We start from the raw sequence: 12,120 nt of genomic DNA on the forward strand, positions 1-12,120 counted from the left end.
ACATGACGTCTCTTAAAACAAAGATCCTGCGAGCCAACGAATTCTGGGTTTTCCTGGTTATCGTTGCCCTTGCACTCGTCATCCAGGCACGAAGCGGTCAGTTCTTCACGGCAAACAACCTTGTTGACCTGGCAAACGCAATGGTCGTCCCCGGACTCTTCGCCGTCGCCGCCCACCTTGTTCTGGTTTCTGGTGGCATCGACGTGTCCTTCCCGGCCCTCGCATCGCTTGCCGTTTACGCAACTACGCGTTTCCTTGTCGATCAGGGATTCAACGGACCGGTCATCGTCCCCTTCCTGATGGCAATGCTCCTTGGTGCACTGCTTGGTGCCTTCAACGGTATCTTCACCTCGTGGCTGACCGTTCCCACGCTGATCATCACGCTCGGCACCTCGAACGTCTTCTCCGGTGTCATGCAGGGCGCACTGAACTCGGTGCAGATCCCGAACATTCCCGAATCCATGAAGACCTTCGGCGCTAGCTCACTGTTTACGGTGACGAACACGCAATCCGGACTCCAGTCCGCGATGCCGACCAGCTTCCTCATCTTCGTGGTTGTCCTGGCCATTGCCTACTTCATCACCCGATACACGATGTTCGGTCGTGGCATCTTCGCCATCGGTGGCGATGAATCCGCAGCAGAACGAGCAGGCTTCAAGGTCCGTCGCACCAAGTTCTGGCTCTACGTCATCGTTGGTGTCATCGCCGCACTCGCGGGCATGGTTCGTACGACCTCCATGGGTCAGATGCACCCGACCAACCTGCTTGGTATGGAAATGATGGTCATCGCGGCCGTCGTCCTTGGTGGAACCGCCATTACCGGTGGTACCGGCTCCCTGACCGGTGTCGTGCTTGGCACCCTGCTGATCGTCATCGTTCAGAACTCCATGATTCTGACCGGTATTCCCACCTTCTGGCAGGGCTTCGCGCTCGGCCTGCTGATCATCGTTGGTACCGGCGTTTCAGCAATCCAGGTTGCTCGTAGCCGCAAGCAACGAGCCTCGATTCTGTGAAAGGAGAGCGTGAAATGACTACTGAATCCGTAAAGAAGCGTTCTTTCGCACTCCCGTCCTTCATGACGAAGGATGCCTACATGACGAGGCTCGTCATCGTCTTCGCTCTGCTCCTCATCTTCTTCGCCGTGATTCGCCCGGGCCCCTTCTTCGCCCTGCGTACCTGGCAGTCGATGGCAATCCAGTTCCCTGAATTCGGTCTGATGGCTCTGGGCGTCATGCTGACCATGTTCACCGCAGGCATCGACCTCTCGGTCGTGGCAATCGCAAACGTGACATCGATTAGCGCAGCCCTTGTCCTGCGAGCAATGCTCACCGGCGATGGTGGTGGCCAAGCAGGTCTCGCCGTCGTGATCGCACTGGTTATCGCACTGCTTGTTGGCACAATTTGCGGTGCCATCAACGGCATGCTCGTCTCCATGCTGAAGATTCCACCAATCCTCGCAACACTGGGCACACTCGAACTCTTCGGTGGTGTCGCCATCATCCTGACTGAAGGCAAGCCCGTTTCAGGCGTGCCCGACGCATTCGGTTCGGTATTCGCAGCCCATCTGGGCGGTCTTGTCCCCATGCCGCTTGTCATTTTCATCATCTGCTGCGTCATCGTCGGCCTGATCCTTACCCTGACCGGCTTTGGCACCAAGATCCTGATGATCGGCACGAACGAAACCGCGGCACGTTTTGCCGGTCTGAAGATCACCAGCCTGCTGATGCGCACCTACATCCTGTCGGGCATCATGGCAGCCGTTGCAGGCATTGTCATGCTGGCGAACTACAACTCCGCGAAGGCCGACTACGGCGCAAGCTACACACTGCTGACCGTTCTGATCGTCGTCCTCGGTGGCGTGAACCCCAACGGTGGCCGTGGTCGAATTGCCGGCGTCGTCATGGCGATCCTCGTGCTGCAGGTCCTGTCTTCGGGCCTCAACATGTTCCCGAATATCTCCAATTTCTACCGACCCCTCATCTGGGGCGGCGTCCTGCTGTTCGTTATCAGCATGAATGAATTCAACGGCAAGAACCCCTTCAAGGGCCTCCTTGCGGGAAGGAAGAAGTAATGAAGACCGTACGAAGCAAGCACGTTGTCGTCGGCGCCGACTTCGCTGGTTTCCCTCTGAAGGAGGCCGTGAAGAAGCACCTTCAGGATCGTGGGTGGACCGTCACCGACATTACGCCGGACCTTGATAAGACTCCCATGTATCACAGAGTCGGTTTTGCTCTGGGTGCGAAGATCGCCGAAGGCGAATTTGAGCGAGCACTGGCATTCTGTGGCACCGGCATGGGTATCCACATCGCAGCCTCAAAGGTTCCTCACGTTCACGCAGCCGTCTGCGAATCCGTTGCGTCAGCTCGTCGCGCAGCTGCCGCAAACAGCGCAAACCTGCTGGCCATGGGCGCTTTCTACATCGCTGAACGTAAGGGTATGGCCATGGCGGATGCATTCCTCGAGTCGGAGCTTGGCAGCGGTTACGAAGATTGGGAAGGCTTCTACGCCTACCACCGCATTGGCTTTGACGAGTGCGAGAACTTCGACTACGAGGCCTATAAGGCAAACGGTTTCGAGGTTGTTAACCCGCAGTCGGCAGTGCTGGCAGACGAACCGAAGGGTCTTGCGTACTGAGACTCAGATACGTAGATCCTGACGGTTTGAACATCGTCTGAACTGAAATCGGCGGGTCCATCACGACAGTGGTGGGCCCGCCGATTGCTGTATAGGTCAAGGTGGGGTTATAGGACAAAATGTGTTGATTTTTTCCTTGTTTTATCGTCTGTTCCGGGCTAAGTAACATTTTGGGGTTAATACCCAAAGGGTGGCTGGACTTTTATGCGTGGGGTAGGATTAGGGTTACAGGGAATCTATAATCTTTACCTATTTCGAGCGAAATACTAAACCAATCAGAGGGGATTGATATGGCGCGCAAACAGCTTGCGAAGGTAGCGATTGCAGTAGGCACCGGGATCGCACTGGTGGCTCCGGCGGGAGCGGCATTCGGGATTAATCAAGCAGAACCGCAGGGCAAGTTGAATATTCAGGGAGCTGTTTCGCAGTGCCGCGTCGGAGTTGACGTAGCTGCGGTCAACAAGGCCTATCAGGATTATCTGCGCGCCCAGCAGCAAGCCACGGATGCGGCCACAAATTTGGATGTTGAACAATCCAAACCCGAGATTGCAGAGCCCCTCGCGGCTTATGCAGGCGCTCAGGATACCTTGCGGAAGGCACAAGCTGACCAGCAGCAGAAGCGCGATGATGCCACCGCTGCGCACCAGCAGATGCAGGACCAGGCGGCACAAGCCTTGGTGGCGGCAGTTGCTAATCTGGATAAAGCTCAAAAGGGCTTAGAGCAGGCTAAGCAGCAGCAAAAGCAGGCCGAAGAAAACCTCAGTAAAGCCAAGACGAACAAAAAGGCAACGGACGAAGCAAATACTGCGGCGCAGGCGGCTGCCCCCGGAGCTGACGCAGTAGCTGAAGCTAAGAAAGCTGTCGATGAGGCCGCAGCAGCTCTGGCTACGGCGCAAGAAAAAGCCGAGGAAGCTAAATCTAACCTGGACGCAGCCACCAAGGCTGCGGAGCAGGCAGACCAGGATGCCAAGAATACTGAAACCGCCAAGCAAGACGCAGAGCAAAAAGCTCAAGACGCTGCGGATGAGGTAAAAAATAAAGAAGAAGCCTTAGCTGACGCGCAGAATAAATTGCAGGACGTTAAAGATGTTCTGGAAAACGACGATGCGGTCAGTGAAGCACAAGCAAAGGTAGATCAGGCGCAGAAAGAAAAGGACGCTGCTGCCGAGGCTAGGAAAACTGCAGATGAAGCGCTTGCGGCTGCTAAAGCGACACTGAAAGAAAAGCAGGATGCCGCGGCAGGGAAAGCGCAGGCGGTTGTTGACGCGACAAATGCCTTTGAAGATGCAAAGACTGAGCTAGGTAAGTTAAGCCAGGCACAGGCGGAAAAGCGGACCGCCTATGAGGAAGCCGTCCAGGCGCAAAAAGAGGCTGAAGCCAATAGAGATAAAGCGCAAAAAGACTTGGATGCACAGCAGCCAAAATGCGACGCTGCTAATGCAGCGGTAACTACTGCGCAAAACGAAAAGAATGCCGCAGACCAGGCAGTCAAAGAAGCGGAAGCAGCGGTTAAGGCAGCGAAAGAGGCTCTGGAAGCTTCCAAAGCTGATGCTAAAGCGCAGATTGCTAAAGGATCAAAAGGCTTCTTCGAAAAGATGAATGCAACTAAGGCCTTGGAAGAGCTCAATACAGATTACAAAATCGGTGATACGCCCCTTGTGAACCACACTCATATAGGTGCTGACGGGGATGCGACTTCGCTTGAAAATATGCTGAAAGCTCTGGACTATATCGATCAAGGAAATGGTTTTAGAACAGCTGGGGATAATAACTTTGGTTCCATGGATGCCCTTCGAGTGACGGACCAGTTAATGGCACTTGCCCAAATAAACGCTAATGGTTCCGCAATTACCAAGAACCACACTAATAACTGGGGAGTTCTGCAAGAAGTTGGTAGAAGTGGAGAAAATCTAGCTTGGTCTTTGAATCCTTACGACGGTTGGTATAACGCTGAAAAGCATTTTTATGACGATAATGGTGGTCCGGTTAGCTACTCTGATAACAAAAAAGCTAAGTACGGGTATTGGATTGTTAATACCACGGGACACTATGAATCGCTAATGAAACGGGAATTTCTGTATACTGGTTTTGGTTTCGGTTCGAATCCAATGGCAAATATTCAACAGTTCCGCACTTACACCGCAGAAGAGTCCTACTCGGTATCAGAGTATAGGGAAAGACTCCTAAACTACTATGCTCCTCTGAAGGAGACAGCTGCTAAAGGTACTACAGATGCACAGACTGCGTTAAATGCAGCTCAAGTCACGCTTGTGGCAAAGCAGGCCGCACAAAAAACTGCAGAGACAAACTTACAGAACGCGAAGGATAACGCCGCTAAGGAAGCGAAGAATTGTGAGGCTTGCCAGAAAGCGCTGGACGAAGCAGAAGCAGCACTTAATAATGCTAAAGCTGCGGTTCCCGCTGCCGAGCAAGCTTTGAAAGCTGCCAAGGAAGCTGCTAACAATCAGAACGGCGTGGTGGAAAATAAAGCCACGGAACTGGACAACGCTGAAAAGGCTAAAGCAGCAGCAGATGAAGCAGTCACCCAGGCACAAGATGGGGTTAACGCCAAACAGCAAGCTGCTGATGACGCGCAAAAAACAGTGGACGAAAAGCAAAAAGCTTTGGATGTGGCCAAAGAGAACTATGACGCAGTAGTTGCCACCAAGGCTGACGCTAAGAAGCAGTTGGATGAGGCAGAAAATGCAGTAAAGCAGGCAGACGCTGCCCTGAATACCGCTAAAGACGAAAAAGCTAAAGCTGATGCGGCAGTAGCCGATGCCGCCACCAAGCTAAATGAAGCGAAGCAGAAAGCTGCCGAGGCCGAAACCCGGGCACAAGATGCGCAGAAAGCTAAAGACACCGCTGATCAAAAAGCAGCGGATGCCAAGACGGCAAACGACGCGGCAGCCAAAGATTACGCAGACAAAGCAGCCGCCCAAAAGGCTGCCGATGAGGCGCAGGCTAAAGCAGATGCCGCGGCGAAACCAGTAGAGGATGCGCAGAAAGCTAAAGACACCGCCGATCAAGAAGCAGTAGATGCCAACACGGCCAAAGAGACTGCCCAGAAAGCTAAAGATCAGGCTGCGGTAGATAACGAAGGCGCACAGAAAGTACCCGACCTTGACACCTGGATAGGACAACAACCTGGTAGCGCACCTGCTCCCGTAGCACCGCTGAGCATAATGGCGATGCGTGCACCGGCAGCTACCAGCGTTAGTGCCGAAACCCAGCAGGCGATCGATGACGTCCTCGCAAAGTATCAAGCTTATCTGGAAGCCACGCAGGCAGCAGATACTGCTACCGAGGAAGTACAGCAGTTAGAGGCCGCCTATAAAGAAGCTAAAGCCGCGCTAGCGCCATTTGAAGCAGCCCTGCAGCAGGCTAACACTCAGTTGGATAAGGCAAAAGCCACCTACGAGAAGCTCTATCAAGACTGCATCGCTCCCGGGTCAGCCTATAGAGGCAAGCACGCAGGTGAACCGGATAACGCCTCCAGGTCCGGCTTGGGTAAAACCGGAGCCGACGACCTGTCCACCATTTTGGGGCTATCGGCAATCAGTGCGGGTGCCGGTGCCTACCTGGTTGCCCGGCGGCGCCAGCCAAAGCACGCGCGCTAGAAAACGTGTCTTAATCTGACAGATAACCTATGGTGGGGTCAATGCCTGAAGAAGGCATTGACCCCACCATAAATTCAGCTATACGTTCTAAGTCGATAGGCGATACGGGTTAACAGGTTGAACACCTGATCACCAAAACGAAGGTTCATACCAGGATTAGGGGCTAATGCCCTTTTCGATATTAACCAGGCTCAGCAGTGGGGGCAGGCACGATGCCTGCACCCCATGAAACCCCACCCCGAACTAACCCATCAACACAATTTGTCCTATAAGCCTCAAGGTGCTACGATGCCGCGAGGCCGGTACGAGTATGCCGATAAGGTCGCGGACGACCGTGCTCAGACAGTGGTGGTCTAAAAACTCTGGGCTTTTTAACCCTTGGGCCTGTTCAGCCTCGGGATTGTGTACAGCTGCGGACCGTTTAAAATTCTGGGATCGTCGACTGCCGGATGACCAGCTCACCTTTAACCAAGATACGCTTGGGCAACTCAGAGTCCGACTCGTCAAGGAGAAGCTCTACACCCTGGCGTGCAATTTCCGGAAGAGGTTGGCGTAGCGTAGTCACGGATGGGCGCATCAGTTCGGCGAACTGAATATCGTCAAAGCCGGTGACCATGATGTCCTTGGGAATACCGAAGCCACGATGACGGAGCTCTGTAATTGCGCCGATGGCAAGAAGATCGTTCAGACACACGATCGCGTCCCAGCGATTTCCCCCGTTGATCAGGGTTGAAACTGCGCTACGTGCCGATTCGACGGAATGGTTGCATTCAAGGACATCGCTGTCCGCAAGTTCCATCCCGAACTCGGGAGCAGCCCGGCGCGCTTCGGTCACACGCTTAACGGACGATAGATCAGAGCCCGTATTCGACAGCATCGCGATGCGACGTGCTCCGCGTTCCTTCAGGTGTCCTAAGACTTCGCGAACGCCGTGCGCGTCGTCAACGCCAACGAATGGGATGTGAGGCAAAGAGACGGCTCTGTCGAGCTGGACGGTTGGCACCAAGGCTGCCGCGCGCTCTAGGGAGGGCGTTGAGAAAGATTCGTGACAGGGCACGATGATCAGACCGTCTACCGAACCCCCTTCGAATGAGCGAAGCTTCAAGTCTTCCGTAGTGACAGACATTTCCGCATCGGAAATGAGCAATGAGAGCCCGCGCTGGGATAAGTGGTGCTCGACTTGAACAATGAGGTCCGTGTAGAACGGGTTGGAGATCGAAGGGACGAGCATGCCGATCTGCTTCGTTTTGGCTAGGCGAAGAGATCTGGCGACGGGGTTCACTCTGTAGCCAAGTTTGCGTGCGACCTCTCGAACGTGGTCGCGCGTTTGCGCACCGATGAGCTCGGAACCTCGTCCTAGAGCACGTGAAGCTGTGGAAACTGAAACGCCTGCCGCTTGAGCGACGTCAACAAGGCGTGGGCGGGGTTTCTCATCTCCGATCATGGATACAGATTAACCCGCACATTGAGTGAAATTGCGGCACCCTGAAAGAAAACCGTGATGTTCTGCGGAGTTTGTCATGCTGTCCATGCCATGGGGTCATCGACCAAGCGCTGCAGAATTCGATATGCCGCTCCGCGCGAGTCAAGACCTTGGGAATCTCGGATTACTTCGAGTTTCGGCTGAGACCAGGCGTATTGAAGAACGCGGGTTTCGATTTCCTTTTCAGCTACGGGCACAAGCCATTCGCTCAGTTCAGCGACAATTCCGCCGAGCAGAACCAGCGGGATGTCCGCAGAGTTGATGACGGCTGAAAGCGCTCGACCAAGGGCTGCTCCGCCTTCTTCGAGGGCTTCACGTGCTTGCTTCGAACCGTTTTCTGCCGCCTTGCGAATGTCTTCAACGGTTGCGTGGCGATCAAGTCCGGAGCGCTCAGCGAGGGCGCGCAGACCGAGGTATGCCTCGAGGCAACCGGTAGTCCCGCACGAGCAGAGGGGGCCGGAAGGGTCTGCGCAGATGTGGCCGATTTCGCCGGACCACCCGTGTGCTCCGCTGAACGGACGATGGTCGACAATGATGCCGGCGCCGATGCCAACTTCGCCCGATATGTAGACGAATGACGCGGGCCCCGAGGGAACGCCGGGAAGTGGGTGTGCGACAGCGAAGGCGGCCAGGTCGGCTTCGTTGGCAACGATCGCAGGGTAGAGGTCTGATAGGGGAGCGAGCAGCTTTTCTAGGGGGATGTCGCGCCATCCCAAGTTGGGTGCGAGTGCCAGTCGGTCGGGGGATACGAGGCCTGGAAGAGCCAATCCACTGCCGAGGAAAATTGCTCCATCGGGAAGATGTTCCTCGACGAGAGCGTGTGCCATGTCGGCCAATGAGGTCATCACTTCGACGTGATCGGAGTTCGCAAAGTCGCCTTCGATGCGATTTCGTGCAATTTCGTTGCCACTCAGATCGATGATAACAGCGTCAAGGGCGGAAATATTGACTTCGAGCCCCAGCGCGACCGCCCTTCCTGGGGCTGGTGTGAGTCGATTGGCTGGGCGACCTCGTCCGCCGATGGATGGTTCAAGTTCGAGAACGAGGCCCGCGTTGATAAGCTCATCGACGAGGCGCGAGATGGTGGCCCGCGTAATGCCTGTTGCTTGAGAAATTCCTGATCGGGAGATCTCTCCGGGGGCGGCAAGGATATGTCGCAGGGCGAGGGAGAGGTTCAATGCACGCAGGCTTTCAGCCTTCACGCCCGCCATTGCGCGCTCCGACGGGCGCTGGGGTGCTCGCTGGGAAACCGACGTGTGTCGACGAATTGCTGCTGCCATGCTCTTGACTCTAGTACATTTCACACAGTATGTTTTGTTATGTAACAAAAGCGATCATATCGATCTCTGAATCTCTGAGAGGCAACCATGTCTGAGAATCTCTGGAACATCGACAAGATCCCCTTCGTCGGAACATCGTCGCTCCGTCAGGGTCTTGGCTTCCGCTACTACGACGCCGAACGAGTGGTCGCCGGCAAGACCATGCGCGAATGGCTGCGCTTCGGTGTTGCCTACTGGCACTCCTTCCAGGCCGAACTTGTCGACCCCTTCGGTGAGGGCACAGCGCAGCGCCCCTTCGATGGCAAGTACTCCAAGCCGCTCGATCTGGCACTCGCCAAGGTCGACTACGCCTTCGACTTCTACAAGGCGCTGGGCGTTGACTACTTCTGCTTCCATGACCGCGACATCGCTCCCGAAGGCGACACCCTGCGCGAAACCAACGCAAACCTCGACAAGGTTGTCGATGCGATCGAAGCAAAGCAGAAGGAAACCGGCGTCAAGCTCCTGTGGAACACCTCTTCACTGTTCACCAACCGTCGCTTTGTTTCCGGCGCAGCAACCTCGCCGTTCGCCGAGATCTACTCCTACGCCGGCGCACAGCTGAAGCACTCCCTGGAAATCGCCAAGCGCCTGGGCGCAGAGAACTACGTGTTCTGGGGCGGTCGCGAAGGGTACGAGAACCTGTGGAACACTGACCTCAAGCGCGAGCAGGACCACATCGCAGCAATGTTCCAGATGTGCGTTGACTACGCCAAGGAAATCGGTCTCGAAGCTCAGTTCATGCTCGAGCCGAAGCCGAAGGAGCCGACGAGCCACCAGTACGATTTCGACGCAGCAACCACCATCGCCTTCCTCCAGACCTACGGCCTGCAGGATCACTTCAAGCTGAACCTCGAAGGCAACCACGCCAACCTTGCTGGTCACACCTACCAGCACGAAATCCGCGTGGCACGCGAAGCTGGCATGCTCGGTTCTCTCGATGCCAACCAGGGCGACAAGCTCATCGGTTGGGACATCGACGAATTCCCGTCAGACCTCTACGAGACCACCGCAGTCATGTGGGAGGTCCTCGCAGAAGGCCAGATCGGCCCGCACGGTGGCCTGAACTTTGACGCCAAGCCGCGCCGTACCTCGTTCACCGCTGAGGACCTGTTCCGCGCCCACGTTGTTGGCATGGACTCCTACGCAGCCGGCCTGTTGGTCGCAGCCCGCATGCACGAAGAAGGACTTATCGAAGACCTCGTCTCCGAGCGCTACTCGTCCTTCGATTCGGGCATCGGTGCGACGGTCGAAGATGGCACAGCCTCCCTCGCCTCGCTGGAAGCACACTCACTTGACATTCCGCAGGCTGACCTTGTTGCAGCCACGAAGTCGGACCATCTCGAGTCTGTGAAGGCTACGATTAACAACTACATCGTCGATACTTTGGGCCGCGCCTGATCGACACTATCCTTACGGGCGGTCGCCAGCTTTTGGTGACCGCCCGTTTGGGTACTTTCGCTTCCTTCGCTTGGAAAAGTGGCATCGGTGCCACTTCGAAAAGCCCTTACTTTTGGAGCATATATGAGCACTCTTCGCCCCTACGTTGCCGGTGTTGATACGTCGACCCAGTCCTGCAAGGTCGTCATCTACGACCCCGCTACGTCCACCATCGTCCGCCAGGGCAAGGCCTCGCACCCGGATGGCACCGAAGTTGATCCCGAAAAATGGTGGGATGCCTTCGAGGAGGCCCTTGAACGTGCCGGCGGTTTGGACGATGTGGCTGCCCTGTCCGTCGGCGGTCAGCAGCACGGCATGGTCTGCCTGGATAAGGACGGCAACGTCATCCGTCCCGCCCTGCTGTGGAACGACACGCGTTCGGCTGGTGCTGCGCGCGACCTTATTCGCGAACGTGGCACCGATGACCGCGACGATGCCAGCTCTGAGGGCGCTGCATGGTGGGCCGAGGCCACGGGTTCCGTTCCCGTCGCATCGTTGACCGTCACCAAGTTGCGTTGGCTCGCCGATAACGAGCCCGAGAATGTCGCCAAGATCGCCGCAATCTGCCTTCCGCACGATTATCTGACCTGGCGCATCATGGGCAAGCCCGCGTTGGACCAGCTGGCAACCGACCGCTCCGACGCGTCGGGCACCGGCTACATGGCACGCGAGACCCCGACGTACCGTCGCGATATTCTCGCCTCTGCGCTTCGTATCGACGAGGCCACGGCTGCCTCTATCATTCTTCCGACCATTGCTGGTCCGTGGGACGTGGTCGGTCACGGTGACCCTGAGCGTGGCTGGGGAGACATTGTCCTTGGCCCTGGCGCTGGCGATAACGCTGCTTCTGCGCTGGGCGTCGACCTGGAGCCGGGCAGTGCCCTGCTGTCTCTCGGAACCTCTGGTGTGGTCGCAGCAGTGTCGGCAACATCCGTTGCTGATCCGTCCGGTCTGGTGACAGGATTCTCCGATGCATCGGGCAACTGGCTACCGTTGGCGTGCACCCTCAATGCGTCGCGCATTATCGACGCGATGATGAAGGTGACCGGCCTGAACTATAAAGAGTTCGACGAATACGCCCTGTCTGTCCCGGATGCCGGAGGCCTCGAGCTGATCCCCTACTTCGAAGGCGAACGCACCCCGAACCTGCCCGATGCGACGGCGGAGCTCCGCGGCATGACGTTGGCTAACTCCGACCGTGCGCACGTTGCTCGCGCCACGGTTGAAGGTCTGCTCAACCTCATGCGCTACGCGCTCGATGCCATGCGCGCGCTTGGTGTCCCGTTGAACAAGGTGCTCATTGTCGGTGGTGGCGTGAAGTCGACAGCCGTCCAGGCCCTGGCAGCAGACATGCTAGATGCCGTTGTGGAACTACCCGAGCCCGGCGAATACGTTGCTCTCGGTGCAGCGAAGCAGGCTGCGAAGGTTCTGGCTTCCCGCGCCTGATATCAGCTGGTACTTCTTTGCCCCTGGCCTTTCAGTAGGCTGGGGGCTTTGAAGTGTGGCCGGCCTCGTCAATTGGGAAGAGCTGGGATGCAGTGCGATGGCGGACTGTGCCAGCTTTCATTATTGATTACTTACAAACTGTCAAGTGCTTCAAGAGTGGGATATTAGACCTAATTTT

General features: G+C 56.3%; 8 protein-coding genes. 6 read left to right on the forward strand and 2 right to left on the reverse strand.

Annotation, left to right across the window (positions count from 1 at the left end; genetic code table 11):
* The first annotated feature begins 2 nt into the window (after nt 1-2).
* From QP442_RS01965 to QP442_RS01980, 4 genes are all read left to right on the forward strand, one after another.
* Nucleotides 3-1,013: an ABC transporter permease gene (locus QP442_RS01965; protein ID WP_006680579.1), complete on the forward strand. Its 1,011-nt coding sequence runs from the start codon at nt 3-5 to the stop codon at nt 1,011-1,013.
* Between the two features lie 14 nt (nt 1,014-1,027).
* Nucleotides 1,028-2,071 (forward strand): ABC transporter permease, encoded by a 1,044-nt coding sequence (locus QP442_RS01970; RefSeq protein ID WP_006680578.1) that lies wholly within the window; start codon nt 1,028-1,030, stop codon nt 2,069-2,071.
* Nucleotides 2,071-2,634, forward strand: a complete 564-nt coding sequence (locus QP442_RS01975) for an RpiB/LacA/LacB family sugar-phosphate isomerase (RefSeq protein WP_006680577.1) — start codon at nt 2,071-2,073, stop codon at nt 2,632-2,634. Before QP442_RS01970 ends, QP442_RS01975 begins: the two co-directional genes overlap by 1 nt.
* A gap of 290 nt (nt 2,635-2,924) precedes the next feature.
* The gene (locus QP442_RS01980; RefSeq protein WP_285069537.1) at nt 2,925-6,254 is read left to right on the forward strand and encodes a hypothetical protein; all 3,330 of its coding nucleotides are present in this window, start codon (nt 2,925-2,927) and stop codon (nt 6,252-6,254) included.
* A 421-nt stretch (nt 6,255-6,675) separates the two neighbouring features.
* Here QP442_RS01980 and QP442_RS01985 read toward each other — a convergent pair whose 3' ends face one another.
* Together QP442_RS01985 and QP442_RS01990 are read right to left on the reverse strand one after the other, a co-directional pair.
* The gene (locus tag QP442_RS01985; RefSeq protein ID WP_103632881.1) at nt 6,676-7,698 is read right to left on the reverse strand and encodes a LacI family DNA-binding transcriptional regulator; all 1,023 of its coding nucleotides are present in this window, start codon (nt 7,696-7,698) and stop codon (nt 6,676-6,678) included.
* A gap of 74 nt (nt 7,699-7,772) precedes the next feature.
* Nucleotides 7,773-9,017 carry an ROK family transcriptional regulator gene (locus QP442_RS01990; RefSeq protein WP_219585560.1) on the reverse strand — a complete coding sequence of 415 codons (1,245 nt, stop codon included), beginning with the start codon at nt 9,015-9,017 and terminating at the stop codon, nt 7,773-7,775.
* An 87-nt stretch (nt 9,018-9,104) separates the two neighbouring features.
* On the opposite strand from QP442_RS01990, the gene xylA reads away from it, so the two are divergent.
* Both xylA and QP442_RS02000 read left to right on the forward strand, forming a co-directional pair.
* Nucleotides 9,105-10,457, forward strand: coding sequence for a xylose isomerase (xylA, locus tag QP442_RS01995; protein ID WP_103632883.1), 1,353 nt, complete (start codon nt 9,105-9,107; stop codon nt 10,455-10,457).
* A gap of 123 nt (nt 10,458-10,580) precedes the next feature.
* A complete protein-coding gene (locus QP442_RS02000; RefSeq protein WP_285069538.1) occupies nt 10,581-11,942 on the forward strand; it encodes a xylulokinase in 1,362 nt (453 codons plus the stop codon).
* The last annotated feature ends 178 nt before the right edge of the window (nt 11,943-12,120 follow it).

It is taken from the genome of Pauljensenia sp. UMB1177 (assembly GCF_030217965.1).
Lineage (GTDB): Bacteria > Actinomycetota > Actinomycetes > Actinomycetales > Actinomycetaceae > Pauljensenia > Pauljensenia turicensis_A.